Source organism: Micromonospora palomenae, assembly GCF_007829925.1.
Taxonomy (GTDB): domain Bacteria; phylum Actinomycetota; class Actinomycetes; order Mycobacteriales; family Micromonosporaceae; genus Micromonospora; species Micromonospora purpureochromogenes.
On record NZ_VIXA01000002.1, the window covers coordinates 1,711,636 to 1,737,408 of the forward strand.

25 protein-coding genes, 2 pseudogenes and 1 riboswitch are annotated in these 25,773 nt (G+C 73.5%); of the genes and pseudogenes, 13 read left to right on the plus strand and 14 right to left on the minus strand.

From position 1 onward, the window contains the following. Positions 1–42: 42 nt before the first annotated feature. Positions 43–164, minus strand: a riboswitch (SAM riboswitch). A gap of 23 nt (positions 165–187) precedes the next feature. Further along, positions 188–1,669, plus strand: coding sequence for a PrsW family intramembrane metalloprotease (locus FHX75_RS19085; RefSeq protein ID WP_154941559.1), 1,482 nt, complete (start codon positions 188–190; stop codon positions 1,667–1,669). Between the two features lie 36 nt (positions 1,670–1,705). Here FHX75_RS19085 and FHX75_RS30880 read toward each other — a convergent pair whose 3' ends face one another. Next, positions 1,706–1,873, minus strand: a complete 168-nt coding sequence (locus FHX75_RS30880) for a hypothetical protein (RefSeq protein WP_170285404.1) — start codon at positions 1,871–1,873, stop codon at positions 1,706–1,708. 98 nt (positions 1,874–1,971) lie between these two features. Continuing rightward, a complete protein-coding gene (locus FHX75_RS19090; RefSeq protein WP_154941561.1) occupies positions 1,972–2,319 on the minus strand; it encodes a GroES family chaperonin in 348 nt (115 codons plus the stop codon). On the opposite strand from FHX75_RS19090, the gene FHX75_RS19095 reads away from it, so the two are divergent. Further along, the gene (locus FHX75_RS19095) at positions 2,308–3,777 is read left to right on the plus strand and encodes an AI-2E family transporter (RefSeq protein WP_425463520.1); all 1,470 of its coding nucleotides are present in this window, start codon (positions 2,308–2,310) and stop codon (positions 3,775–3,777) included. The genes FHX75_RS19090 and FHX75_RS19095 overlap by 12 nt on opposite strands. A gap of 149 nt (positions 3,778–3,926) precedes the next feature. On the opposite strand, the pseudogene FHX75_RS32255 reads toward FHX75_RS19095, so the two are convergent. After that, positions 3,927–4,613, minus strand: a pseudogene (locus FHX75_RS32255) (ATP-dependent DNA helicase); the annotation flags it as partial. A 132-nt stretch (positions 4,614–4,745) separates the two neighbouring features. Continuing rightward, positions 4,746–6,104 (minus strand): annotated as a pseudogene (locus FHX75_RS32260) (ATP-dependent DNA helicase); the annotation flags it as partial. 120 nt (positions 6,105–6,224) lie between these two features. On the opposite strand from FHX75_RS32260, the gene FHX75_RS19105 reads away from it, so the two are divergent. Then, a complete protein-coding gene (locus FHX75_RS19105; RefSeq protein ID WP_154941567.1) occupies positions 6,225–6,731 on the plus strand; it encodes a DUF402 domain-containing protein in 507 nt (168 codons plus the stop codon). A gap of 7 nt (positions 6,732–6,738) precedes the next feature. On the opposite strand, the gene sigJ is transcribed toward FHX75_RS19105, so the two are convergent. Next, the gene (gene sigJ, locus FHX75_RS19110) at positions 6,739–7,701 is read right to left on the minus strand and encodes an RNA polymerase sigma factor SigJ (RefSeq protein WP_425463521.1); all 963 of its coding nucleotides are present in this window, start codon (positions 7,699–7,701) and stop codon (positions 6,739–6,741) included. A gap of 242 nt (positions 7,702–7,943) precedes the next feature. Between sigJ and FHX75_RS19115 the strand changes: the two genes are divergently transcribed. From FHX75_RS19115 to FHX75_RS19125, 3 genes are all read left to right on the plus strand, one after another. Beyond that, positions 7,944–8,927: a PPK2 family polyphosphate kinase gene (locus FHX75_RS19115; RefSeq protein WP_154941571.1), complete on the plus strand. Its 984-nt coding sequence runs from the start codon at positions 7,944–7,946 to the stop codon at positions 8,925–8,927. A 130-nt stretch (positions 8,928–9,057) separates the two neighbouring features. Continuing rightward, a complete protein-coding gene (locus FHX75_RS19120; protein ID WP_154941573.1) occupies positions 9,058–9,684 on the plus strand; it encodes a DUF47 domain-containing protein in 627 nt (208 codons plus the stop codon). Between the two features lie 4 nt (positions 9,685–9,688). Further along, positions 9,689–10,693 carry an inorganic phosphate transporter gene (locus tag FHX75_RS19125; protein ID WP_154941575.1) on the plus strand — a complete coding sequence of 335 codons (1,005 nt, stop codon included), beginning with the start codon at positions 9,689–9,691 and terminating at the stop codon, positions 10,691–10,693. Positions 10,694–10,744: 51 nt separating this feature from the next. Here FHX75_RS19125 and FHX75_RS19130 read toward each other — a convergent pair whose 3' ends face one another. Continuing rightward, positions 10,745–11,713, minus strand: a complete 969-nt coding sequence (locus FHX75_RS19130) for a Gfo/Idh/MocA family protein (protein ID WP_154941577.1) — start codon at positions 11,711–11,713, stop codon at positions 10,745–10,747. A 69-nt stretch (positions 11,714–11,782) separates the two neighbouring features. Between FHX75_RS19130 and FHX75_RS19135 the strand changes: the two genes are divergently transcribed. After that, a complete protein-coding gene (locus FHX75_RS19135) occupies positions 11,783–12,616 on the plus strand; it encodes an NUDIX hydrolase (protein ID WP_154941579.1) in 834 nt (277 codons plus the stop codon). Between the two features lie 169 nt (positions 12,617–12,785). On the opposite strand, the gene pstB is transcribed toward FHX75_RS19135, so the two are convergent. From pstB to FHX75_RS19175, 8 genes are all read right to left on the minus strand, one after another. Next, positions 12,786–13,562, minus strand: a complete 777-nt coding sequence (pstB, locus tag FHX75_RS19140) for a phosphate ABC transporter ATP-binding protein PstB (RefSeq protein ID WP_088960067.1) — start codon at positions 13,560–13,562, stop codon at positions 12,786–12,788. A gap of 20 nt (positions 13,563–13,582) precedes the next feature. Then, positions 13,583–14,671, minus strand: a complete 1,089-nt coding sequence (gene pstA, locus FHX75_RS19145; RefSeq protein WP_154941581.1) for a phosphate ABC transporter permease PstA — start codon at positions 14,669–14,671, stop codon at positions 13,583–13,585. Then, complete coding sequence (gene pstC, locus FHX75_RS19150; RefSeq protein WP_154941583.1) at positions 14,668–15,762, minus strand: phosphate ABC transporter permease subunit PstC; 1,095 nt, start codon at positions 15,760–15,762, stop codon at positions 14,668–14,670. The genes pstA and pstC overlap by 4 nt, the downstream gene beginning before the upstream one ends. Before the next feature lie 45 nt (positions 15,763–15,807). Beyond that, positions 15,808–16,911: a phosphate ABC transporter substrate-binding protein PstS gene (gene pstS, locus FHX75_RS19155; RefSeq protein ID WP_154941584.1), complete on the minus strand. Its 1,104-nt coding sequence runs from the start codon at positions 16,909–16,911 to the stop codon at positions 15,808–15,810. Positions 16,912–17,193: 282 nt separating this feature from the next. Next, the gene (gene pstS, locus FHX75_RS19160) at positions 17,194–18,240 is read right to left on the minus strand and encodes a phosphate ABC transporter substrate-binding protein PstS (protein WP_154941586.1); all 1,047 of its coding nucleotides are present in this window, start codon (positions 18,238–18,240) and stop codon (positions 17,194–17,196) included. Between the two features lie 21 nt (positions 18,241–18,261). Then, positions 18,262–19,188 (minus strand): mycothiol synthase, encoded by a 927-nt coding sequence (mshD, locus tag FHX75_RS19165; protein WP_154941588.1) that lies wholly within the window; start codon positions 19,186–19,188, stop codon positions 18,262–18,264. A gap of 31 nt (positions 19,189–19,219) precedes the next feature. After that, positions 19,220–20,083 carry a polysaccharide deacetylase family protein gene (locus FHX75_RS19170; RefSeq protein ID WP_154941589.1) on the minus strand — a complete coding sequence of 288 codons (864 nt, stop codon included), beginning with the start codon at positions 20,081–20,083 and terminating at the stop codon, positions 19,220–19,222. Positions 20,084–20,295: 212 nt separating this feature from the next. Continuing rightward, positions 20,296–21,024 carry a winged helix-turn-helix transcriptional regulator gene (locus FHX75_RS19175; protein ID WP_154941591.1) on the minus strand — a complete coding sequence of 243 codons (729 nt, stop codon included), beginning with the start codon at positions 21,022–21,024 and terminating at the stop codon, positions 20,296–20,298. Between the two features lie 249 nt (positions 21,025–21,273). On the opposite strand from FHX75_RS19175, the gene FHX75_RS19180 reads away from it, so the two are divergent. The 6 genes from FHX75_RS19180 to FHX75_RS19200 all read left to right on the plus strand — a co-directional run bounded on the left by FHX75_RS19180 (position 21,274) and on the right by FHX75_RS19200 (position 25,750). Then, positions 21,274–22,320 (plus strand): hypothetical protein, encoded by a 1,047-nt coding sequence (locus FHX75_RS19180; protein ID WP_154941593.1) that lies wholly within the window; start codon positions 21,274–21,276, stop codon positions 22,318–22,320. 107 nt (positions 22,321–22,427) lie between these two features. After that, on the plus strand, positions 22,428–23,216 hold the full coding sequence (locus FHX75_RS19185) for an LmeA family phospholipid-binding protein (RefSeq protein WP_154941595.1): 789 nt from the start codon (positions 22,428–22,430) through the stop codon (positions 23,214–23,216). 118 nt (positions 23,217–23,334) lie between these two features. After that, positions 23,335–23,412, plus strand: coding sequence for an Ms5788A family Cys-rich leader peptide (locus tag FHX75_RS32105; RefSeq protein WP_323135737.1), 78 nt, complete (start codon positions 23,335–23,337; stop codon positions 23,410–23,412). A 203-nt stretch (positions 23,413–23,615) separates the two neighbouring features. Continuing rightward, positions 23,616–24,464: a sulfurtransferase gene (locus tag FHX75_RS19190; protein WP_154941596.1), complete on the plus strand. Its 849-nt coding sequence runs from the start codon at positions 23,616–23,618 to the stop codon at positions 24,462–24,464. A gap of 1 nt (position 24,465) precedes the next feature. Beyond that, entirely contained in the window at positions 24,466–24,786 is a 321-nt protein-coding gene (locus FHX75_RS19195) for a DUF1416 domain-containing protein (RefSeq protein ID WP_154941598.1), read from the plus strand. Between the two features lie 121 nt (positions 24,787–24,907). Continuing rightward, positions 24,908–25,750, plus strand: a complete 843-nt coding sequence (locus FHX75_RS19200) for a hypothetical protein (RefSeq protein WP_154941600.1) — start codon at positions 24,908–24,910, stop codon at positions 25,748–25,750. Positions 25,751–25,773 lie beyond the last annotated feature (23 nt).

The following is a 25,773-nucleotide window of genomic DNA, read 5'->3' on the forward strand; positions in this document are numbered from 1 at the left end:
CTCCGGGGTCCAGGGACCCCGCGTGTGGGCACACCGGGACGGGGTCCGCGCTTGCCCAGCACGTGGATCGGGCTGGGCCCGGTCATCACCCGGGGCACCCCACCGCGAACCTCGACGAGGGTTGCCGGCCAGCAAGCCGGGGCTTGACGCTGGCGCTCGTGACCTGACCGCAGCATAACCACCACCGATGCGCCCGGACCAGTGGGCCGGGGATGACTACGCTGACCGCATGGCCGACACCCCGCCCGGCTCGCCCGCGCCGCCGCCGCTCGCGCCCGCCCTCCCGCCGTCGGGTGGAGCCCTGCCCCGGATGCCGCTGCGCCGGCTCGGCTGGCGACGGGTCCTGGCGCTGGCCGGGGTGGTGCTGCTGATCGCGGCCTGCGCGGTCTACATGCTCTTCGTGCTCGGCTCCAACCTCGGGCTGGAGGCACTGCTCATCGGCCTGGTGGCGGCGATCCTGCCGGTGCCGGTGCTGGTCGCCTGCTTCCTCTGGCTCGACCGGTACGAGCCGGAGCCGCTGAAGTATCTGATCTTCTGCTTCGCCTGGGGCGCGTTCGTCTCCACCGCCGCCTCGCTGACGGTCAACGAGACCGCGGCCGGGCTGTTCAAGGACTGGGGGCTGCCGCAGGCGCTCACCGGTGTGCTGGTGGCGCCGTTCATCGAGGAGCTGACCAAGGCGCTCGGCCCGATCCTGCTGCTGGTCTTCCGGCGGCGGGAGTGGTCCGGCATCACCGACGGCTTGGTCTACTGCGGGCTCTCGGCGGTCGGCTTCGCCATGGTGGAGAACATCCTCTACCTGGGCGGCTACGGCTACGCCACGGGCGCCGACCAGTGGGGCCCGGCCACCGGCTTCCGGCAGGTGTTCGCCATCTTCATCACCCGGATCCTGCTCTTCGGCTTCGCCCACCCGCTGTTCACCTCGATGACCGGGGTCGGGCTGGGCATCGCCGCCCGGACGGCGGACCGCCGGGTGCGGTTCCTCGCGCCGGCCGCCGGCCTGCTGCTGGCGATGATGCTGCACGGCACCTGGAACCTGATCCCGACGCTGGTGCAGGCCACCGGCGAGCTGGTGATCTTCATGTACGGCATGGTCGCGCTGATGGTGCCGATCTTCTTCGGCATGGTCGGCTTCGCGGTCTGGCTGCGGGCCTGGGAGGGGCGGCTCACCGAGCGGACGCTGCCGGACTACGTGCGGGCCGGTTGGCTCAGCCCGCCCGAGGTGGCCGCCCTGGGCAGCCTCGGCCGGCGGCACGCCGCCCGGGTCTGGGCCCGCCGGGTCGGTGGCGACGCCGGACTGCGGGCGATGCGCGGCTACCAGTTCGCAGCCACCCGGCTGGCGCTGCTGCGCGACGGGATGCGCCGGGGGCTGGACCGCAAGGCGGCCGACCGGGAGCGCACCGTCCGGGAGGAGCGGGAACTGCTGGAGGCGATCGCCGCGTACCGGGGGTACTTCGTCGGGCGCGACCCGCAGGCGCCGGTCGGGGTCTGGGACGGGCAGCGCTACCACCTGCGCTTCCCGGACGGGTCGCGGCGGGCGGTGGACGCCCCGGACTCTCCGGTGGTGCCGATCCCGGTGGTGCTGGCCCCGCCGCCGCTCTCGGCCGGTCACCCCCCACCCGGCTGGTACGGCCCGCCCCCGGCCGTGCCCTGGGGGCCGGGCCGGGCGTGACCCGGCGGCGGCGGCCGGACTCCGGCGGCGGCGCGGTCAGGTCATCAGGCTGGTGAGGAAGTCGCCGAGCCCCTGGGCGATCGCCATCAGCGCCGCCCCGATTCCCTTGAACATCTGCGCGGCGCCGTCCGGCCGGAACGCCATGAAGTAGATCAGGAAGGCGACGAAGCCCCAGAGCAGCAGCTTCTTCACGAATACCGGCATCGTCCCTCCCCAGGGCGCTGGACGTGCCTGGCTTCCCGCCGGGAAGCCCCACAAACGGCGGCACTCCCCCCGCGCGGGCGCGGCCGGTGCGCGGCCCGCTACAGGTAGAGGCCGGTTTTGCCGGTGGACTCGATCTCCACCCGCTCGGCGGCGACGGCGTGCACGTCGCGCTCGCGCAGCAGGACGTACCCCCGGCCGTGCAGCTCGACCTCGGAGCGGTCGTCGGGGTCGAAGAGCACCCGGTCGCCGGAGACGATCGCGCGGACGTTGGGCCCGACCCCCACCGCGGTCGCCCAGGCCAGCCGCTTGCCCACGGCGGCGGTCGCCGGGATCACGATGCCGGCGGTGGAGCGGCGCTCACCCTCGCTGCCCTCGACCCGCACCAGCACGCGGTCGTGCAGCAGGCGGATCGGCAGGCCGGAGTCGAGGTTCTGATCGGCGGTCACGCGAAGACGCTACCGCGTGCCCGGGGGCGGTCGTCGCCGTGGTTGAGCGGTGCTGGGCGGGGGCAATGTGTGGCGGAACTGCCCTACGGTGTCGCTGTCGGACGTACCCTGTCCGGACCGTCGTCCTGGGCGGCCCGGTTTCATCCTGAGGAGGTGCGCTTGAGCCGCTTCGAGCGGGTACGCGGTCGACTCCGCCGCGCGTACGAGTCCGGGCGGGAGTCGGTGCGCTCCGGTCGTTCCGCCCCCGCCGACGTACCCGAGGAGGCCCGGGTCGCCTCGCCGGCGTCCCCGGGGCCGGCCGCGCCGAGGTCGGCGACGGTGGTCGGCGCGGAGCCGCCCGCCGCGATGCACACCTCCACCAGCAGCCGCGACGACGAGGACGTGCCGCACGCGCTGCGGATCGCCGCCGCCTGGTCGTGGCGGCTGATCGTGATCGGCGTGGTCACCTGGGCGGTGCTGAAGATCGTCGGCACGATCAGCATCGTGATCATCCCGCTGGCGGTGGCGCTGCTGCTCTCGGCGCTGCTCGCGCCGGCCGTCGGCTGGCTGCTCAGGGCGCGCTTCCCCCGGTCGCTGGCGACGGCCGTGGTGCTGGTCGGCGGCCTGGCGGCGGTGGTCGGCACGCTGACCCTGGTGGTGAACGAGTTCATCCAGGGCGTGCCGGAGTTGAGCGACAAGTCGTCGCAGGGCGTACGGCAGATCCAGAACTGGCTCAAGACCGGCCCGCTGCACCTCTCCGACGGACAGTTGGAGCGCTACATCGACGAGGCGCAGGCCTGGGTGAACGGCAACACCGAGAAGTTCACCAGCGGCGCCCTCGCCACCGCGAGCACGCTGGCCGAGGTGCTCACCGGCACCGTCCTGGTGCTCTTCGCCACCTTCTTCTTCCTGCGTGACGGCAACAACATCTGGCGCTTCCTGGTCCGGCTGCTGCCGGTGGCCGCCCGCTGGAAGGTCGACGACGCCGGCCGGGCCTCCTGGGCCACGCTCGGCGCGTACGTGCGGGCCACGGTGCTGGTCGCCTTCATCGACGCGGTCGGCATCGGCATCTTCCTGGTCATCTTCGACGTGCCGTTCGCGTTCCCGCTGGCCGCGCTGGTCTTCCTGGGCGCGTTCATCCCGATCGTCGGCGCCGCGCTCTCCGGTGTGGTGGCGGTGCTGGTGGCGCTGGTCGACAGCGGCCCGGTGACCGCGTTGATCATTCTGGGTGCGGTGATCGGGGTGCAGCAGGTCGAGGGGCACATCCTCCAGCCGCTGATCATGGGCCGGGCGGTGGCCATCCACCCGCTCGCGGTGATCATCGGGATCGCGGCCGGCGTGGTGCTGGCCGGCATCACCGGCGCGCTGGTGGCGGTGCCGCTGATCGCGGTGCTCAACACCGCCGTCCGCCGGCTGGCCGCGCGTACCGTCCCGGACACCCCGCCGGACGCGGTGGTGGTCGCCTCCCACGCGCCCTGACCGCGCAGACCCGCAAAAACGGGCCCGTCCCTTCCCGGGGCGGGCCTGTTTCGTCGCAGGCCGTGCCGCGCCTTCTCGACGCCCCGCCGTTCGCGGCGGTTGCCGGCTTGCCGCAGAAGCGGGCGTGCCGGACGGCGCCGGCAGAGGGCTCAGGCCTTGGCGAGGCGTTCGAGGGCGCCGCGGGCCACCTCGGGGCGGGTGGTGTACCAGAACGGGGGGAGCGAGCGGCGCAGGAACGGCCCGTAGCCGCGCGCCGTCTCCAGCCGCGAGTCGAGCACCGCGACCACACCCCGGTCGCCGGTGGCCCGGATCAGTCGGCCGACCCCCTGGGCCAGCCGGACGGCCGCGATCGGCACGCTGACCGCCGCGAAACCGGAGCCGCCGCCGGCGTCCACCGCCGCCGCCCGGGCGGCGGCCAGCGGCTCGTCCGGGCGTGGGAAGGGCAGCCGGTCGATCACCACGAGCTGGCAGGCGTCGCCGGGGACGTCCACCCCCTGCCAGAGCGACATCACTCCGAACAGGCAGCTCGACCGCTCCTCCCGGAACCGGCGGACCAGCAGCGGCAGCGCCTCCTCGCCCTGGAGCAGCACCGGCAGGTCGGTCCGCGCGCGCAGCAGCTCCGCGGCCTGCTGCGCCGCCCGCCGGGAGGAGAAGAGCCCGAGGGTACGGCCACCGAGCGCGCCGACCAGCCCCAGCAGCTCCTCGCCCGCCGCCTCGGGCAGCCCCGACACGCTCGGGCGGGGCAGGTGCGCGGCGACGTAGAGGATGCCCTGCCGGGCGTAGTCGAACGGGGAGCCGACGTCCAGCGACCGCCAGCCCGGGCCCTCGGTGGCGGGCACGGTGCCGGTCGCGGCCCGACTGCCCGCGGCGACCGCCACCCCGCCGGCCTCCGGTCCGGCGCCCGGCGTGACGCCCGGCCGGCCGGCGGCGGCGGTCACGGCCATCGCGGCGGCGGCCGGCGACGGCGGGGCGGGCGGCGGAGCGTCCAGCCCCAACGCCCGGGCCACCGTGTCGAAGCGCCCGCCCAGCGCCAGCGTGGCCGAGGTGGCGACCACGGTGCGCTCGTCGTACAGGTGGGTGGCGAGGGTGCCGGCGACCGACAGCGGCGCGACCACCAGCGCCCGGCGGCTGCCGTTCTCCGGCTTCTCCACCCAGGCCACGTCGTGGTCGGCCTCCTCCAGCAGCCGCTGGGCGGTGGTGGAGAGCTCGTCGAGCACCGCCTTGGCCTGCTGCTTGCGCACCGGGTCCGGGTCGTCGGCCTTGATGTCGCCGATCGCGTCCAGCGCGGCCCGGGTCGCCGCGTCGAGCAGCGTGCACGCCTCGCGCAGCGGAGCCGGCAGCCCGGCGGTGATCCGCCCGGCCGGCGCCTCCGCCAGCCCGACGGCGAGCGCGTCGCCGGCCTCGGTCAGCCGCTCGGCGACGTCCGGTCGCAGCAGCGGCCGGGCCCGCCGGGCGGACCGGTCGACCAGCTCCGGGACCAGCTCGGCCTGGGCGGCCGAGGAGACCCGGTCGGCCAGCTCGTGCGCCTCGTCGACGATGAGCAGCTTGTGCGGCGGCACGATGTGCCGGCCGGCGATCATGTCGACGGCGAGCAGGCTGTGGTTGGTGACGACGATGTCGGCCTCCCGCGCCCGGGCCCGGGACGCCTCGGCGAAGCACTCCTGGCCGAACGGGCAGCGGGACGCGCCGACGCACTCCCGCGCCGGCATGGAGACCAGCCGCCAGGCCTGGTCGTCGACGCCCGGGTCCAGCTCGTCCCGGTCACCGGTGGCCGTCTCGTCGGCCCAGTCGCGCAGCCGCTGGACCTGCTTGCCCAACCGCCCGGCCTCGCCGAGCCACTTGGTGCCGCCCCCGGGCCGCGCCGCCGGGGCGTCGAAGAGGGTGTCCTCCGGCTCCTCCTCGGTGGAGTTGTCCAGCCGGGCCAGGCAGAGGTAGTGGTGCCGTCCCTTGAGCACCGCGAAGGTGGGCCGCCGGCCGAGCAGCGGCTCCACCGCGTCGGCCAGCCGGGGCAGGTCGTGGTCGACCAGCTGGGACTGCAACGCCAGGGTGGCGGTGGAGACCACCACCGGGCCGTCCACGGTCAGCGCGGGGGCGAGGTAGGCCAGGGACTTGCCGGTGCCGGTGCCCGCCTGCACCAGCAGGTGCTCCCCGGAGCCGATGCTGCGCTCGATCGCCTCGGTCATCTGCTGCTGGCCGGGGCGGGCCGCGCCACCGGGCACCGCGCCGACCGCGGCGGCCAGCAGCTCGCCGCCGCTGGGCCGGGCGCCCCGACGCCGGCCGCGGGCCGACGGGGTGGCGGAACCGGTGGCGGTGCGCGGCGGAGTCACCGTGCGACGGTACCCGCCGATGCCGACACCGGGCGCGCCACCCGGCCGCGTGGGATACCCGATCGTGACCGGTTACTTCCGCGCAGCGACCGTTGGGCGGAATCGGTTAGGGTGCGACTCATGCCGAGCGACGTGGTCCGTGTGATCTACCGCAAGTACGACGGCAGCGCCCACCGCGACTACCCGGCCCGCCGGCTCGCCGAGGACGACCTGGGGATCTGGCTGGGTGTGCCGGCCGGCACCGAGTCGGTCTACCACGGCCGGCCCTCGGTGGAGCAGATCCCCTTCGTGCTCCTGGTGCCGCACCACGCCTGGTGGACGGGCATGTTCAACCCGCCGCCGCGGACCAGCGAGGTCTACTGCGACATCACCACCCCGGCCCGCTGGGAGGGCGACGACACCGTGCACCTGTTCGACCTGGACCTGGACGTGGTGCGCCGGCGCGCCACCGGGACGGTCGAGCTGCGCGACGAGGACGAGTTCGCCGAGCACCGGGAGCGGTTCGGCTACCCCGACGACCTGGTGGCCGCGGCGGAGGCGGCGTCGCGCTGGCTGCTCGGCGCGCTGGGCGACGGCACCGAGCCGTTCGCCACGTCGTACCGGAAGTGGCTGGCGCTGGTGCTCTGAGCCGGGCTCACCAGCGCTGCGGCCAGTCGTCCCCGGCGCCGATCTCCGCCACCCGGGTCAGCTTGTCCGGGTTGAGCTGGTTGAAGATGCCGGTGATCCGCCCGCCGTCCACGGCGAACGCGGTGACCAGCCGCTGCATCCGCCCGTCGGGCCGGCTGGTCTCGATCTGCAACCCGAGCGCCCCGTCCACCAGCACGGGCCGGGCGCGCACCCGGTGGCCGAAGCGGCCGGCCTGGCTGAAGAGGCCGAGGGTGAACCGGGCGACCTTGTCGGCCCCGGCGATCGGGTTGCGGGCGGCCGGGGCGTGCCCGCCGCCGTCGCCGATCAGGACCACGTCCGGCGCCAGCACCTGCATCAGCCCCGCCAGGTCGCCGGATTCGGTGGCGGCCACGAAGGCGGACACCACCCGCCGCTGCTCGGCCGGGTCGGCGGTGTGCCGGGGCGCGTCCGGGGCGTTGACCGCGCGGCGGGCCCGGGAGGCGAGCTGCCGGGCCGCCTCCGGGCTGGTGCCGAGCGCCTCGGCGATCTGGCCGAACGGCACCGCGAAGACGTCGTGCAGCACGAAGGCCACCCGCTGCTCGGGGGTGAGCCGTTCCAGCACCACCAGCAGGGCGGTGCCGAGCTGGTCGCGGCGCACGGCCCGCTCGGCCGGGTCGGGGGCGAAGCCGTCCGGCTCCGGGGCCGCGCCCAGCGGGGTCACCAGCGGCTCGGGCAGCCACTGCCCCGGGTACGTCTCCCGGCGTACCCGGGCGGAGCGGAGCAGGTCGAGGCAGATCCGGGCGCAGGTGGTGGTGAGCCAGCCGCCCAGGTGCCGCACCTCGGCGCGGGCGGCCGGGTCGCGGAGGGCAGTGGCGTAGCGCAGCCAGGTCTCCTGCACGGCGTCCTCGGCCTCGCTCCGGCTGCCCAGCATCCGGTAGGCCACCGCCATCAGCCGCCCGCGCTCGGCCTCGAACTCGCTCACCGCGTCCACCGTCACAGTCGCACCCTCCCACCCGACGGCATTCTCCCCGCCCACCGGACGCCCCACCGCCCCAAAACGTGACACCCACTCCCGCGACCCCCGTCCACCAACGCGCACTTTCCGAGAAAGCGGGGCCTCGCAGCGCCGCGAGGCCACTCCTTCTCCGAAAGTGTGCGGATCTCGGGCGGGTCGGGAGGGGAGGGGTGGTTGCTCGGGAGGCGGAGGGGGGCGAGGTGGGCGATGATCGCGGGATGAGCGCAGTCGATGGACCGGACATCGTGGCACCCGACGGCGGAAAGATGCGGGACCTGCTCCGGGTCTCACCGGGCGCGGTCGACCCGCGTACGGTCGATCCCCGCTCGACCCCGGGGCTGCCGGCGGCGGCCGGAGGCTCCCGGGCCCGCAAGGCCTGGGCCCGGGAGCAGGTCGAACTGCTCGGCGCGGAGCTGGGCGAACAGCAGGAGATGCTCTTCGCCACCGCGAAGGCCGCCGGCGAGCCGGACGCGCCCGCGTCGGCGCCCACCACCGGCGGCGCGGAGCTGGCCCCGGGCCGGCCGGGCCGGGTGCTGCTGGTGCTCCAGGCGATGGACTGCGGCGGCAAGGACGGCACGGTCAAGCGGGTGGCGGGCGCGATGAACCCGCTGGGCCTGCACATCCGCTCCTTCGGCCCGCCCACCGAGGAGGAGCTGCGGCACGACTTCCTCTGGCGGATCCGGCGGGCGCTGCCCCCGCCCGGGTACGTGGGCGTGTTCAACCGTTCACACTACGAGGACGTGCTGGTGGCCCGGGTGGCGGAGCTGGTCCCCGAGGCCACCTGGCGGGCCCGGTACGACGAGATCAACGCCTTCGAGCACGAGCTGGTCGACGCCGGGGTGACCCTGGTCAAGGTGATGCTGCACATCTCCCGCGAGGAGCAGGGCGAGCGGCTGCTGGAGCGGCTCACCGACCCGCGTAAGCACTGGAAGTACAACCCGTCGGACCTCGATTCCCGGGCCCGCTGGGACGACTACCAGGCCGCGTACGCCGAGGCGCTCCAGCGGTGCGGCACGGAGTCCGCGCCCTGGTTCGTGGTGCCGGCGGACCGCAAGTGGTACCGGGACTGGGCCGTGGCCCACCTGCTGCGGGAGACGTTCGCCGGTCTGCATCTGGGGTATCCGGCTGCCGGTTTCGACGTCGAGCGCGAGCGCGACCGGTTGCGGGCCGACGATGAAGGGGTGAAGGTGAACGGCGGGTGAACGAGCGGTGAATCGGGCCTGACCGGGGGTGGGCCGGGGAATGCCCGGTTTTCCCGTGTCCTTAGCATGCCCAGAGCAGACGCCCCGGCGGCGTCGGCCACCCTTCCACCGACACGACGAGGTCCGTGCTGTGAAGTTTTCCTTCCGTCCTACCGAGGGCGCCTTCTACGAGCTCTTCACCAGGGCCGCGCAGAACCTGGTGAAGGGCACCGAGCTGCTGAACGAGCTGGCCCTGCCCGGGGTCGAGGTGCAGTCGGTGAGCGAGCGGCTGACCGAGGTCGAGCACGACAGCGACCAGATCACCCACGAGCTGTACAAGAAGATCAACTCCACCTTCATCACTCCGTTCGACCGGGAGGACATCTACCGCCTGGGCTCGCTGCTCGACGACGTGATGGACCACCTCGAGGCCGTCGGCAACCTGCTCTACCTGTACGGCCTCACCAAGCTCCCCTCGCTGCCCCGCGAGATGCACGAGATGGTCAACGTCCTCGACCAGCAGGCCAAGCTGACCGCCGAGGCGATGCCCCGGCTGAAGTCGATGAAGGATCTCGAGGACTACTGGATCGAGTGCAACCGGCTCGAGAACACCGGTGACCAGGTGTACCGGATGCTGCTGGTCCGGCTCTTCTCCGGTGAGTACGACGCGCTGACCGTGCTGAAGATGAAGGAGGTGGCCGACGAGCTGGAGGCCGCCTGCGACGCCTTCGAGCACGTGGCCAACACCGTCGAGACCATCGCGGTCAAGGAGTCCTGATCCTGTGAGTCCCGAACTCATCGCCGTGCTGGCGGTGATCGCGGTGGCCCTGGTGTTCGACTACACCAACGGCTTCCACGACGCCGCCAACGCGATCGCGACCAGCGTCTCCACCCGGGCGCTGACACCCCGGATCGCCCTGCTCCTGGCCGCGGTCGGCAACTTCGTCGGCGCGCACTTCGGCGCCGGGGTGGCCAAGACCGTCGGCGACGGCCTGGTCACCCTGCCCACGGGCGTGGCCAGCCTGGGGGTGGTCTTCGCCGGGGTGCTCGGCGCCATCGCGTGGAACCTGATCACCTGGTACTTCGGCCTGCCGTCGTCCTCCTCGCACGCCCTCTTCGGCGGCCTGGTCGGGGCGACCCTGCTCGCCACCGGCGGCGTGGTGCAGTGGGTGAACATCGGTCAGAAGGTCATCGTCCCGATGATCCTGTCGCCGATCGTCGGTCTCACCCTGGGCTACCTGCTGATGCTGGCCATCCTCTGGCTGTTCCGGAAGGGGCAGCCGGGCAAGCTCAACCGGGGCTTCCGCTGGGCGCAGACCGCCTCGGCGGCGGCCATGTCGATCGGCCACGGCATGCAGGACGCCGCGAAGACCATGGGCATCGTGGTGCTGGCCCTCTACACCGGCGGCTTCCAGGACGACAAGACGCACATCCCCGGCTGGGTGTTCTGGACCTCGGCGACCATGCTGGCGCTGGGCACCTACGCGGGCGGTTGGCGGATCATCCGCACCCTCGGCCGCAAGATCATCGACCTGGGTCCGCCGGAGGGCTTCGCCGCCGAGACGGTGGCCAGCGCGGTGCTCTACTTCAACGCCCTGGTGCTCAAGGCCCCGATCTCCACCACCCACACGATCACCTCGGCGATCATGGGCGTGGGTGCCACCAAGCGGCTCTCCGCGGTCCGCTGGAACGTCGCCGGCAACATCGTGCTCGCCTGGATCGTCACCTTCCCGGCCGCCGCGCTGATCGCCTGCCTGACCTACCTGGTGGTCCGGCCGTTGTTCTGATCCCGGCCGTACCGCCCGTCGAGGGGCTCCCCGCCAACGGCAGGGGGCCCCTCACGCGTAGTGCACGCCGATCCGCTCCCGGATGCCGTCCAGCAGCCCCATCACCTCACACGTGGCGGAGTGCGGCACCAGCGGGCTCTCGGTCAGCCCCGCCGCCAGGCAGCGCTGCACCTCGGCGGCCTCGTGCTGGTAGCCGCCACCGGTGAGGTCGGCGGGGATGATCTCCGGCTCGGCGCCGGCCCGGTGCAGCACCGCAGACCCCGGCCGGTAGAACGGCTCGGGCAGGTCGATCCGGCCGGTGGTGCCGGTGATCGAGGCGGTGATCGCGGTCGCGCCGACCATGCCGCAGCCGAGCGTGGCGACCGCGCCCGAGTCGTACCCGAGGACGATGCCGGTGTTCTCGTCCACGCCCTCCGGGCCGAGCTTCGCCCAGGCGTGCACGTGCTGCGGCACGCCGAGCAGCAGGTGGGCCAGGCTCACCGGGTAGACGCCGAGGTCGAGCAGGGCGCCGCCGCCGAGGGTGCGGGCCCGCATCCGGTGCTCGGGCGGGAACGGCCCGGCCGCGCCGAAGTCGGCCCGGACGCTGGTCACCTCGCCGATCGCCCCGTCGGCGATCAGCTCGACCACCCGCAGGACGAGCGGGTTCGTCCGCATCCACATGGCCTCCATCAGGAAGATCCCACGGGCGCGGGCGGACTCGACCAGCTCGGTGCTGCTCGGCAGGTCGAGGGTGAACGGCTTCTCCACCAGCACCGCCCGGCCGGCGTCCAGGCAGACCCGGGTCGCCTCGTGGTGGGCGGCGTGCGGGGTGGCCACGTAGATCACGTCGAGGTCCGGGTCGGCGGCCAGCTCGGCCCACGAGGCGTACGCCCGGGGAATGCCGTGCCGGGCGGCGAACCGCTCGGCGCTCTCGGCGGTCCGCGAGCCGACCGCGACCAGTTCGGCCCCCGGCACCAGGCGCAGGTCCTCGGCGAAGCGGCCGGCGATGTACCCGGTGGCCAGGATTCCCCAACGTGTCATGCCGGCAGGCTAACGAAGATCGCCGACCGGCCGGTCGGCGATCCACAGCTCGGGAACTAGGCTCGCGGGATGACGATCGACAGTGACGGCTTCGCCGCCCCGGCCGCCCTGGTCGAGCACGCCCGCCGGTTCCGCGCCGAGGGTGGCACCCCGGCGGTGCCGCGGGTCGCGGCCACCGTGCTGCTGCTGCGCCCGGCCGGTGACGACTTCGAGGTGTACGTCATCCGCCGGGTCGCCGCGATGGCCTTCGGCGGGATGTACGCCTTCCCCGGCGGCGGCGTGGACCGCTCCGACTCCCAGGCGCACCTGGACTGGGCCGGCCCGGAGCCGACGGAGTGGGCCGGCCGGCTGGGCGTGGCCCCGGCGGCCGCCCAGGCGGTGGTCTGCGCCGCCGCGCGGGAGGTCTTCGAGGAGGCCGGCGTGCTGCTGGCGGGCCCGGACGCCGCGACCGTGGTCGGCGACGTCAGCGGCGACGAGTGGGAGGCCGCCCGGCAGGACCTGGAGGCCCGCCGGGTGGGCTTCGCCGACCTGCTCGCCGGGCGGCGGCTGACCCTCCGGTCGGACCTGCTGCTGCCGTGGAGCCGGTGGATCACCCCGGAGTTCGAGCCGCGCCGCTTCGACACGTACTTCTTCGTGGCGCTGCTGCCCGAGGGGCAGCGGACCCGGGACGTCTCCGGCGAGGCCGACCACACCATGTGGATCCGCCCGGCGGACGCCCTGGCCCGGGCCGAGGCCGGCGAGCTGACCATGCTGCCGCCGACGCTGGTCACCCTGGCCCAGGTGGTCGCCGCCGGCGACCTGGCCGGCGTGGCGCGGGCGGCGGCCGACCGGGACGCCGCCACCCCGGTCACCCCGCGCCTGGACCTCCCCGACGACGGCGAGCCCCGCTTCGTGCTGGGCTGACCCCGCGCGCCGGCCGCCGTTTGCGGCGGGTCGGGGTATCCGGCGACCGGGACACCCCGACCCGCCGCAAAGCGCGCCGGTCACCCGCCCGAGGCGCGCCGGTCCCCGGAGACGCCGAGGGGCGCCGGTCAGTGCGACCGACGCCCCTCGCGGACCGGGAACCAGCGGCTCAGCCGAAGCGGCCGGTGATGTAGTCCTCGGTCTTCTTCACGCTCGGGTTGCTGAAGATCTTCTGCGTGTTGTCGTACTCGATCAGCCGGCCCGGGTCGCCGGTCTTCTCGATCGAGAAGAAGGCGGTCCGGTCCGACACCCGGGCGGCCTGCTGCATGTTGTGCGTGACGATGATGATGGTGAACTTGTCCTTGAGCTGGAACATCAGGTCCTCGATGGCCAGCGTGGAGATCGGGTCCAGCGCCGAGCAGGGCTCGTCCATCAGCACCACCTGCGGCTCGACCGCGATCGTGCGGGCGATGCAGAGCCGCTGCTGCTGACCGCCGGAGAGGCCGGCGCCCGGCTTGCCCAGCCGGTCCTTCACCTCGTCCCAGAGGTTGGCCGAGCGCAGCGCCTTCTCGGCGGCCTCGTCCAGGATCGACTTGCGGCGGACGCCGTTGAGGCGCAGCCCGGCCACCACGTTCTCGAAGATGCTCATGGTCGGGAACGGGTTCGGCCGCTGGAAGACCATGCCGATCATGCGGCGCACCGCGGTGACGTCCACGTCCCGGTCGTAGATGTCCTGACCGTCGATGGTCAGGCTGCCCTCGACCCGGGCGCCCGGGAGCACCTCGTGCATCCGGTTGATCGAGCGCAGGAAGGTGGACTTGCCGCAGCCGGACGGGCCGATCAGGGCGGTCACCGTCTTGGGCTCGACGGTCAGGTTGATGTTCTCGATCGCCTTGAAGCCGCCGTAGTAGGCGGTGACGTTGGTGGCGTCGATGCGCTTGGCCATGGTGGCGGTACCTCCGGGGATCATCGGGCGAGCCGGTTGCGACGGGCCAGCAACTTCGCCGCGATGGTGAGGACGAGTACGAGGACGACCAGGGTCAACGCCGCGGTCCACGCCCGCGCCGGCGAGTACTTCGAGGCCTCGCCGGCCTGCTGGTAGACGAAGAGGGCCAGCGACGACTGGTTGTTCTCGAACGGGTTGAAGTTGATCGCCGCGCCGCCACCGGCGACGAGCAGCACCGGGGCGGTCTCGCCGGCGGCCCGCGCGATGGCGAGCATGATGCCGGTGACGATGCCCGGCAGCGCCGTCGGCACCACGACCCGCAGGATGGTCTTCCACTTCGGTACGCCGAGGGCGTACGCACCCTCGCGCAGCGGCGCCGGGACGAGGCGCAGCATCTCCTCGGTGGAGCGGACCACGGTCGGCAGCATCAGCACGCTGAGCGCCAGCGCGGCGGCGAAACCGGAGAAGCCGGGCCGGCCGTCGTTGAACCACGGCGAGACGATCAGCACCCAGAACGCCAGCACGAAGAGGCCGGTGACGATCGACGGGATGCCGGTCATCACGTCGACGAAGAACCGGATCGCGAAGGCGAACCGGCCCCGCCCGTACTCGACCACGTAGATCGCGCAGAGCACCCCGAGCGGGACGGTGATCAGGGTGGCGATGCCGACCTGCTCCAGCGTGCCGATGATGGCGTGGTAGGCGCCGCCATTGGCGTCCCGGGCCCCGATGTTGTTCATCGAGGTGCCGAAGAAGTTGCCGTCGAGGCGTTCCGTGCCCTTGCTGAACAGCGTCCAGACCACCGAGGCCAGGGGCAGTACGGCCAGCACGAAGGCGGAGTGGATCAGCGCGCTCCAGGTGCGGTTGCGGGCCGACCGGCGGCCCTCGACCGCGTTGGCGGCGGCGAAGAGGCCGGCCAGGTAGAGCAGCGCGCCGACGACGACGACCAGGACCGGGCCGCCGAGGTCGGCGCCGTAGACGATCCCGGCGGCGAGCAGCAGGGCCGCCACCGCGATCGCGGGGGCGGCGTACGCGGGCAGGCGCCGGGCCCGCAGGGTCACCGGCTGCGCCGGCGGGCGGGGACGGTGTGAGGTGAGAGTGGTGGTCATGCGGCCGACTCCGTGAACTCGCGGCGGCGGTAGATGATCGCCCGGGCGGTGATGTTGACGATCAGGGTGATGGCGAAGAGGACCAGACCGGAGGCGATCAGCGCGCCCCGGCCGGTGTCGTTCGCCTCGGCGAACCGGTTGGCGATGTTCGCCGCGATGGTGTTGCCGCCGCTCTCCAGGATGTTGAACGAGATGGCGTAGGTGGAGCCGAGGGTCAGCGCCAGCGCGATGGTCTCGCCGAGCGCCCGGCCGAGGCCGAGCATGACGGCGGCGATGATGCCGGGCCGCCCGTACGGCAGCACCGCGGTGCGCAGCATCTCCCAGCGGGTGGCGCCCAGCGCGAGGGCGGCCTCCTCGTTGGCGGTCGGGGTCTGGAGGAAGACCTCCCGGGAGAGCGAGGTGATGATCGGCAGCACCATGATCGCCAACACCACCGACCCGAGCAGGATCGAGTTCCCGAACGGTCCGTCGCCGCCGAAGATCGGGATCCAGCTGAAGTACTTGTTCAGCCACGCCGACAGGTCCGAGATGGGCCCGACGAAGTAGTCCCGGCCCCAGAGCCCGAAGACCACGCTCGGCACGGCGGCCAGCAGGTCGATCAGGAACCCGAGACCGTTGCCCAGCCGGCGCGGGGCGTAGTGGGAGAGGTAGAGGGCGATGCCCAGCGCCACCGGCACCGCCATGAGCAGTGCCAGCAGCGCGGAGAGCACGGTGCCGAAGGCGAGCGCGCCGATGCCGAACGTGGGCGGGTTCTCGTTGGGGAACCAGCCCTCGAAGGTCCAGAAGTTCTCGGTGTTGGCCTGCAACGCGGGAACGGCCTTGGCGATCAGGAAGACCGCGATGGCCGCGATGATGACCAGCACGGTGGTTCCGGCGGCCAGGGTCAGGCCGCGGAACGCCCGTTCGGCACCGAAGGCCCGGGCCCGGGGCAGCGCGCCGCCGCCGCCCAGCCCGTCGCCGCCCGGAATCCGGCCGCCACTGACGGAGGTCTCGGTCACACGCGCCGAGGCACCGGCGAGCCGGTCGTGACCTGAGGTCACGCTCGTCCCGCCGGTGCCGGCGTGTGCCGAGCGGTGAGGGGTTTCACCCATCTGCTCGCTCGCTTCGAATTGAGAGGTGGTGTCGCTCGGGGTAGGTCAGCCGAGGTTCTTGACCGCGGCCTCGACCTTGGTGCGGACCGAGTCGGGCAGCGGGGCGTAGCCCAGCTCGACCAGGTCGGCCTGGCCCTCCGCGCTGGCGGCGTGGCCGAGCAGGCCCTTGACCAGCGGGAGCTTGTCGGCCGCGAGGCCCTTGCTGCAGACGATCTCGTAGGTCACCAGGACGATCGGGTAGGCCCCGGCCTCCTTGGTGCTGTAGTCGATCGACATCTTGAGGTCGTCGCCCTGACCCTCGATCTTGGCCCCGGCGATGGTCTTGCCGGCCGAGTCGGCGGTCAGCTCGGTGAACTCGCCGGCGCCGTTCTGGATCTTGGCCTTCTTGAGGCTGGAGTTCTCGGCGTAGGACCACTCGACGTAGCTGATCGTGCCGCCGGTGCTCTTGACCTTGCTGGCCACGCCGTCCGACTTCGCGGCGCCGACGCCACCCGGGGCCTTCCACGCCTTGTTGTTGCCGAAGGTCCAGTCCGCGGTGGCGGTCTTGGAGAGGTACTTGGTGAAGTTGTCCGTGGTGCCCGACTCGTCGGAGCGGTGCACCGTCTGGATCGCGGTGGCCGGCAGCTTCGCGGTCGGGTTGTCGGCCTTGATGGCCGCGTCGTCCCACTTGGTGACCTTGCCGGCGAAGATCTTCGCGAGCGTGGTCGGGGTGAGCTGGAGGTTGTCCACGCCGTCGACGTTGTAGACGACCGCGACCGGGCCGATCACCATCGGGAGGTTGAGCGCCTGGCCGCCCGCGCACTTGGCGTCGGCCTGCGGCTTCTCCTCCTCCTTCAGGGCGGAGTCGGAGCCGGCGAAGTCGGCGGTGCCGGCGAGGAAGGCCTGGATGCCGGCGCCCGAGCCGGTCGGCTCGTAGTTGATCGTCGTACCGGCGCACTTCTGCTGGTACGCCTTGATCCACTCGGCCATGGCGTTCTTCTGCGCGGAGGAGCCCTGCGCGTTCAGCGTGCCCTTGGCGCAGTCCGCCGCACTGGCGGAACCCGAGGCGGACGTGCCGGTCGGCTCGTTGTTGTCCGAGCCGCATGCACTGAGACCGAGCACCGCGGTAAGAGCGAGGCAGGCGATGGTGCCGTGCCGCTGGAGCTTCACCTGAGGGGTTTCCCTTCACGTCTTTGGTCAGGTCGCCCGGAAGGGCCCGGGCGCCGGCGCTGACCGGCTGACACGAAAGCTAGGAGTGCCAGGTAGACGGTTCGCCGGTCAGAAGTGAACGGAAGATGAACAAGCGCGGCCGACGGGGTGGCCATGGCCTGAGGACCGGTTGTCCGATAGGTGAACTGCCGGCCTGCTATCGCCATTTATCCCGACTTGCCGGGACGGCCGTTATCCCGCCGACGCGTCGCCGTTACCGCGCGGTGATCGCCCGGACGGCCCTCAGCCGAGGCCGTCGACCGCCGCCCGCACCCGGATCCGCAGCTCCTCCGGCAGCGCCCCGTAGCCCTGCCGGGCGATCGACCGCTGCCCGTCCTCGCTGGCGGCGTAGCCGAGGAACCCCTTCATCAGTGCCGTCTTGTCGGCGGACCGCCCCCGGTCGCAGACGACCTCCGAGGTGATCAGCACGATCGGGTACGCGGCCGGGTCCGTCGGAGTGGGGTCCACCCGCACCGCCAGGCCGCTGGACGGCACCTGGACGCTGCGGACCGCCGCCTCGCCGGAGGGTACGACGAACCGGTCCGCGCCGGTGCGTACCGCGGCGACCGCCAACCCCCGCGGCCGGGCGTACGAGAGTTCCAGGTAGCCGATCGCCCCTTCGGTGTGGTGGACCGCGCTCGCCACCCGCTCCGAGCCGGCCGCGCCGGTGCCGTCCGGCGCCCGCCAGTCGCGCCCGGAGCCGAAGGGCCAGTCCGGCCCGGCTCTCGCGGTGAGGAAGCTGGTGAAGGTCTCCGTGGTGCCGGAGGAGTCCTGCCGGTGCACGGCGCGGACCCGGGTGGGCGGCAGCGCGACACCCGGGTTGTCCGCCCGGATCGCCGGATCGTCCCAGCGCCGGATGGCGCCACCGAAGACCTTCGCCAGGGTGGCCGGGCTCAGCCGCAGCTCGGCCACGCCGCCCAGGCGGTACGCCACCGCGACCGGCCCGACGACCATCGGCAGGCTCACCGCCTTGCCACCCGAGCAGCGCGCGTCCGCCTGGGCCTGCTCCATCGCCTTCAACGGGGAGTCCGTCCCCACCAGGTCGATCGTGCCGGCGAGGAAGGCCCGGATGCCCGTCCCCGAGCCGGACGGGTCGTAGTTGACCGTGGCGCCGGGGCAGGAGCGCTGGTAGTCGGCGCGCCACAGGTCCATCGCGTTGCGCTGGGCCGACGAGCCCTGGGCGTCGAGCGTGCCGGGTACGCACAGCCGGGCGGGCACCGGCCCGCCGTCGGACCGGGCCTGGTTGCCGCAACCGGCGACCAGGAGCAGCGCGCCGAGGCCAGCTGCCACCCGACCGCCGCGCACGCCGGCTCAGCCCAGCTGGTAGTTGACGTGCCCGCACCAGCGGGCGAAACCGATCCGCTCATAGAGCGCCACCGCGCTGGTGTTCGACTCGTCGACGTAGAGCATCACCCGGTCCAGTCCGCGCGCGTCCCGCAGGTGGGCCAGGCCGGCGGTGGTCAACGCCCGGCCGAGCCCGCCGCCGTGCGCCGCCGGGTCCACCCCGAGCACGTAGACCTCGCCGATCCGGGCCGAGCCGGGACGTTCGTGCACCTTGGTCCAGTGGAAGCCGAGCAGTCGGCCGCTGGCCTCCTCGACGGCGAGCAGGAAACCGGCCGGGTCGAACCACGGTTCGGCCAGCCGGGCGCGCAGGTCGGCAGGGGCCCACCGGCCCTGCTCCGGGTGCGCGGCGAAGGCGCGGGTGTTCAGCGCGAGCCAGGCCTCGTCGTCCGCGCCGGGGCGGAAGGCGCGCAGCACGACGCCGTCCGGCAGCCGGGGCGCGGGCAGCGCGGCGGCCAGCGAGCGGCGCAGCTGCCAGAGCACCCGGGCGCGGGTGAAGCCCAGGTCGACGGCGAGCGCCGCGGCGGAGGGGTGGTCCCCGTGCGCCCAGGCCCGCACCGGCCCGGACGCCGCCGCCAGCACGCCCCGGGCCAGCGCCCGGCCGGTGCCCCGCCGCCGGTACGCCGGATGGACCGCCAGCTCCGCGCCGACGCCGGCCGCCGGGTCGGAGGTGTCCACGTGGGCGTACCCGGTCAGGGTGCCGTCGGTGGCGCGGGCGGTCAGATGCACGGCCGGCGCCTCCGGGTCCCGCAGCCGCAGCAGCGTGTGCTCGTCGAACGGGTCCGCGCCGTCGGCGTCGCCGGCGAGGCGGGCCAGCGCCAGGGCCTCGGCCACCTCGGCCGGGGCGAGTCGGTCGGCCCGGGCCACCCGGTCGGTCGTCGGTTCCGCGCTGCTCACCCAGTCACCGTAGCCCCATCGGCGCGGGGGCTCAGGTGGTGCCGTCGACCGGCAGTGCCTCCAGGCGGAAGCGGCTGGTCAGGTCGGGCAGGATGTGACGCAGCGCGTCGACCGTCCCCTGCCGGTCCCCGCCGGCGTCGTGCAACAGCACGATCGCGCCGGGCCCGACGCCCTGGGTGACCTGGGTGGCGATCCGGGCGGCGCCGGGCGCCTCCCAGTCCACCGGGTCCACGTTCCAGTGCAGCGACGTCATCCCCAGCTCTTTGGCGACCGACACCACCGGGTACGTCCAGGCGCCGCCGGGCTGCCGGTACCAGGCGATGGGGGCGTCGGGCACGGCCTCGTGGATCGCCTGGTTGGTCCGCAGCAGGTCGGCGCGGATCGTGGCGGGGGAGCGCTGCCCCAGCTGCACGTCGTGCTGCCAGGAGTGATTGCACAGGGTGTGCCCGTCGGCCACGATCGCCCGGATCAGGTCCGGGTGGGCCTGCGCGTTCTCGCCGACCACGCAGAAGGTGGCCCGGACGTGGAACTGACGGAGGATCTCGAGCACCTGCGGGGTGTACTGCGGGTCCGGCCCGTCGTCGAAGGTGAGCGCCACCTCGGGGGAGCCGGTGGTCACCCGGGTGCCGAACAGGCCGTCGTCCGGGTTCTCGGTCGCGCGAGGGGCGTCGGGCTCCTGGCCGGCCTCGGCGCGGCCCGACGGCGCGTCCCCGGGGATGCCGGACCCGGGCGACTGGTCGGCGTACTCGGTGTCGTGGACGCTGGCCGTGACGCCGGTCCGGGATCGGGGCTGGTCGGGGAGCAGGCTCCGACCGAGCACGTACGCGGTGCCGAGCAGGGCCGCCAGCACGAGGACGACGACGCCCACGGCGCGGCCGGTGCTCCGGGGGCCCATCAGTGCCACCGCCGGTGTGGACCGTGGGCCGGTCCCCTCGTCGCCCCTGTGGTCAGTGCCCGCACCGTCGCCCCTCTCGCCGCCAACTCGCCCTGAGAATAGGACCGACAAGAAGGGCAAAAGGGGCGGATCGGAAACAGTGCTCCGGACGGGTGGAACCGCGACGGTCGCGGCTCAAACCGGCGATGCGGCCCGATCGTGCAGACCGGTGATCAGGCGTGCTCCGCCCGGACCGGCCGCGGGCTGTGCTCCGCCTCCGGCAGCGACCGCGACGGCGGAACCACGAACTTGTAGCCCACCTGGCGGACCGTGCCGATCATCGACTCGTACTCCGAGCCGAGCTTGGCCCGCAGTCGCCGGACGTGCACGTCCACCGTCCGGGTGCCGCCGAAGTAGTCGTACCCCCAGACCTCGCGGAGCAGCTGGTCCCGGGTGAAGACCCGGCCCGGGTGCTGGGCCAGGAACTTCAGCAGCTCGAACTCCTTGTAGGTGAGGTCGAGCGGCCGGCCCTTGAGCTTGGCCGCGTAGGTGTCCGGGTCGATGGTCAGCTCGCCGGCCCGGATCGAGCCGCCGGCGCCGGCGGTGGCGTTGCTGAGCCGGCCGACCGCGAGGCGCAACCGGGCCTCCACCTCGGCCGGGCCGGCGCTGGCCAGGATGACGTCGTCGACGCCCCAGTCGGCGTTCAACGCGATCAGCCCCGCCTCGGTCACCACCGCCACCAGCGGCACGCCGAGGCCGGTGGCGTGCAGCATCCGGCAGGTCGCCCGCGCCTCGCTCAGCTCGGACCGCGAGTCCACCAGCACCGCGTCCGGGCTCGGACCGGCGACCAGGGTGCGGACGTCACGGGGTGCGGTGCGGACCGAATGCGGCAGCAGGTCGAGCGCCGGCAGCACTGCCGATGGTTCACCTGCGCGCGCGGTCACCAGCAACAGGATCTCCACACGATCACCTCCGTCCGGCGGCGGCGAAGCCGCGCGCGACCAGCGGCAGCCCGGAGGGCGTGGCGCTGCGAACTGCGTGGGTCCCGGCGTCGCTGACGGGCGGGTAACGGCTTGAGCGTAACCGATGGCCCAGGTGAGTCCCGCTCGTCCTTTCCTGTTTGTCGGATGTGCCCATGATCGCGCCGCAGGTTTTAACGTTGCCGAAACCGTGACCTCCGCCGGAGCCACCTGGTCTGGCACGATCGGGGCGTGTTTCCCTCCACCTCGCCCGAGACCGGCCGTGACCCGTGGCCCGACGACGCCCGTTCGGGGCCGGCCGGCCCTGCCCGTGGCCTCCCGCCCGGCCCGCGTACCGGGCCGACCGACGACGGCGAGCCGCGGCGGGAGCGTGGGCCGCGCCGGGCCCGCAAGGGCGGCGCGCCCCGCCGGCCCGACGACGAGCCGGCGGAGCCGGAGGCGGAGGTCGTCGAGCCGGTCGACGTGCGCAAGCCGCTCTCGCTGACCGTCGCAGGCTTCGCCGCGCTGCTCGGGGTCGGCCTGGTGCTCGGCGCCCAGACCGCCGGACCGGGGCACCGGCTGCCCTTCGCCTTCATCGTCTTCGGCGTGCAGCTGCTCTTCGTCCTCGCCTGGACGATGGCCATGCGCCCGCCCGCCCTGCTGCTGGTCGCGGTGGTCAGCGCCGCCGTCGCCGGCGCGGCGGACGTCGCCGCGGTGCAGTCGGACATCGCCGCCCTCGCGCCGCTCGGATACGTCGCGGCCGGCGGATTCCTGCTCGGCGTGCTGGGTCAGCTCGTCCGCCGGGTGGACCGGATCCGGGTCACCGACTCGCTCGGCACCACCCTGCTCATCGTGGTCGGGGTGGTCGCGTTCGCCACCCTGATCACGCTCAGCCGGATCCCGGCCGGCACCCAGGCGATCACCGTCTGCCTGGCCGCCACCGGCGTCGCGCTCACCGTCGCCCGGCTCACCGACGCCGTGCTGCCCTGGCCCCGGCTCGCCCCGCAGGTGCCGCGCGGCGCGGCCGGCGTGGTGGCCGGGGCGATGATCGGCACCCTGACCAGCGCGGTGCTCGGCAGCTACCTGGTCGGCTTCACCCCGACCAGCGCCGCGCTGATCGGCCTGGTCACCGCCGCCACCGCCGTGCTGGCCGACCTCGCCGTCGGGTACGCCGAGGCGGGCCGCCTGATGGCCGGCGAGCCGCCGACGCTGTGGATCGCCCGGCACATGCAGGGTCCGCTCGGCGGGTTCGCGCTCGCCGCGCCGGCCGCGTACGCCATGTGCGTGCTGTTCCTCTGACCTACGGTTGAGCGTCACACCGCTCGGGTACCAACGGTGCGCCCGCGCCGGTGGCGCGGTGGACACGGACGTCGCGGGACAGCGACGGCGACGGACGAGGAGGCGGCGTGGCAGAGGCGTACCCCGCGTACGAGGAGCGTCCCCGGCGGCGGGGGCGCAAGGTGCTGGTCACGCTGGTCGTCCTCCTGCTGTTGCTGGTCGGGCTGCTGGTCGTGGCCGATCGGGTGGCGGCCGGGGTGGCCGAGCGCGCCATCGCCGACCAGGTGAAGCAGGAGGTCGCCAAGCAGGACGCCCAGTCCGCCCCGCCCAAGGTCGACGTCGGCGGCTTCCCGTTCCTGACCCAGGTGCTCGACGGCCGCTACGAGCGGATCTCCATCGTGCTGACCGACGTGCGGGGTTCGGTCGAGGGCAACGCGGTGAGCGTGCCCCGGTTGGACGTGGACGCCCGGAACGTGCGGGCCTCGCTGGACACCCTCCGCTCGGGCAGCGGCGACGTGGTCGCCGAGAAGGTCGACGGCACCGGCACCGTCACCTACGACAGCCTGGCCGCCCTGCTGGACCGCCCCGGTCTGAAGCTCGGCGAGCAGAACGGCAAGCTCGCCGTGACCGCCCCGGTGGACATCCTCGGGCAGAAGCTCACCGTCACCGGCACCGCCGACGTGACCGTGGCCGAGGGCAACAAGGTCGCGCTGCGCTTCAACGACCTGACCGCCGAAGGGCTGCCGGCGGTGCCGCTGGCCCGGACGCTGCTGAGCAACTACGCCAAGGGCATCTCGATCGACGTGCCCCTGCCCGAGCTGCCGTTCCAGCTCAACGTCCGCAAGGTCGAGCCCAGGCCGGAGGGCCTGATGGTGACCGCCGACGCGGCGAACGTACCGATCAACTCGGCCCGCTGACCGGGCATCCGCACGACGGCCCGGCCGCCCGGCCGGGCCGTCGTCGTGTCCCGCGTCGTGTCCCGCATGCTGGTCGGACCGGTGGCGCTCTCCGGGACGGCTGCTAGGCTCCCTGCTCATGGGGACGCACCTCACCAAACGGCGCGCGGTCGACCTGTGCCGCGTGGCCACCTGCCTGTGTCGCTCCGTCATCTGACGGCGGGGCTGTCTCCGGCCGCCTAGCGGCCAACCGGCTTCAGGGTCTCTCCACCCTCCGGTGCTCTTCCCACCGCACGCCCGGCAGCGGCGCCGTCGCACGAACCCGTGATCCGTTCCTCTATGGGTCCCGCGCGTGGTGCGACAATCACCGATTTCGATCCCGCGCAGGCTCACCATCCATCCTCACCAGGGAGTGATTCGATGAGTCGCGACACCGCACTCGTCTCGGCCGAGTGGGCCGAGAAGAACATCGACGCCCCGGGCGTCGTCTTCGTCGAGGTCGACGAGGACACCTCGGCGTACGACACCGGCCACATCGCCGGCGCGATCAAGCTGGACTGGCGGACCGACCTGCAGGACCCGGTCCGTCGGGACTTCGTCAACAAGACCCAGTTCGAGGCGCTGCTCTCCGAGCGGGGCATCGCCAACGACGACACCGTGATCCTCTACGGCGGCAACAACAACTGGTTCGCCGCGTACGCCTACTGGTACTTCAAGCTCTACGGCCACCGCGACGTCAAGCTGCTCGACGGCGGCCGCAAGAAGTGGGAGCTGGACGCCCGTCCGCTGGTCGCCGACCCGGTGACCCGCCCCCGGACCGAGTACGTCGCGCAGGAGCCGGACGCCTCGATCCGCGCCTTCCGCGACGAGGTGGTCGACGCCATCGGCACCAAGAACCTGGTCGACGTGCGCAGCCCCGACGAGTACGCCGGCCGGCTGCTCGCCCCCGCCCACCTGCCGCAGGAGCAGGCGCAGCGGGCCGGCCACGTGCCCACCGCGATCAGCGTGCCGTGGTCGAAGGCGGCCAACGAGGACGGCACCTTCAAGTCCGACGACGAGCTGCGCCGGATCTACGCCGACGCCGGGCTGGACGACGGCAAGGAGACCATCGCCTACTGCCGGATCGGTGAGCGCTCCTCGCACACCTGGTTCGTGCTCCAGGAGCTGCTCGGCCACCGCAACGTGAAGAACTACGACGGATCCTGGACCGAGTACGGCTCGCTGGTCGGTGTGCCGGTGGCGCTCGGCGACGAGCCTGGGGAGGCCTGAGATGACTGCACCCACCGCCGCTGGTTGCGCCGCTCCCGACCAGGCCGCGCCGCTGCCGGCCAGCCTGGACCTGGAGAAGGAAACCGTCATCACCGGTGTGGTCCGCTCCGACGCGGGCGAGACCGTGCCGGGCGCGTACGTCCGGCTGCTCGACTCGACCGGTGAGTTCACCGCCGAGGTGGTCACCTCCCCGGCCGGGCAGTTCCGGTTCTTCGCCGCGCCGGGCAGCTGGACGCTGCGGGCGCTGTCCCGGCACGGCAACGGCGACACCGCCGTGACCGCCGGACGGGGCATCAACGAGGTCTCCGTGACCGTCGCCTGACCCACGCTCTGATCGGCCCGGGGCCGGTCACCCCACCCGGGGTGACCGGCCCCGGTCGTCCGCCCGGTCTCCGCCGCAGGGGGCGGCCGGCCCGACGGCGGGCGCGTGACACGATGGGCGGGTGAGCGGTGCTGTCCAGGCGGGGTGGGCCCCGCCGAGTGGTCCTTCCGAGCCGGCGCCCACCCGAGGGTGGCCGCGCTGGTTGCTGGTGGCGACCGTGCTCTGGGCGGTGCTGCTGGGCGCGCTGACCTGGTGGTCCGTGCGGCACGACCCGCCGACCGTGCGCGAGCAGCGCACCCTCGCCGAGGCTGTACCGGTGGTCGACCGGGCGGTCGGCCGTCTCGTCGCCGCCACCGGTGACGGGGCCTGGCAGTTGGCCGCGCCGCGGTTCGACCGGGGCTGTCGGGTCACCCCGATGGACGACGGCGCGTCGCTGGCCCGGGACCTGGACGTGGTGGTGGCCGAGGGCGGGGAACGGGCGCTGCTGGAGGCGGTCGCCAAACGGCTCCCCGCGGACTGGCGCGCCGGGGTCCACCTCGGCTCCGACGGTCCCCGGCTGCGGGCCGACGCCGGTGAGTTCGTCGCGGTGCACGGCCGGGTGGTCACTCCCGGCCGGGTCCGGCTGACGGTGGACACCGGCTGCCGCCCGGACGACGTGGCATCCGCGACACTCCTTCCCGGCTACGCCGGCGAGCCGGCCCTGGACGAGGCGCTGCGCGCGCTCGGCCGCCCGGCGGGCACCCCGGAACAGGTCGTCGCGCCCTGCCCCGGCGGCGGGGTCGCCCGGACCGCCTGGGTCGCCGCCGGGGCCGCGCCGGCGCCGCTGGCGGGGCTGAAGCCGCTGGCCGCCGGCGGCGCGGTGGTGGACACCCCCGAGGTGTACGCCTACCGGCGCGGCACGGCCGTCGTCCTGGCCGACGCGACCGGCGAGCAGGTCCGGGTCTCCGCCTCCACCGGCTGCTGATCCCGCTCGGCGCCGGCGCGGTC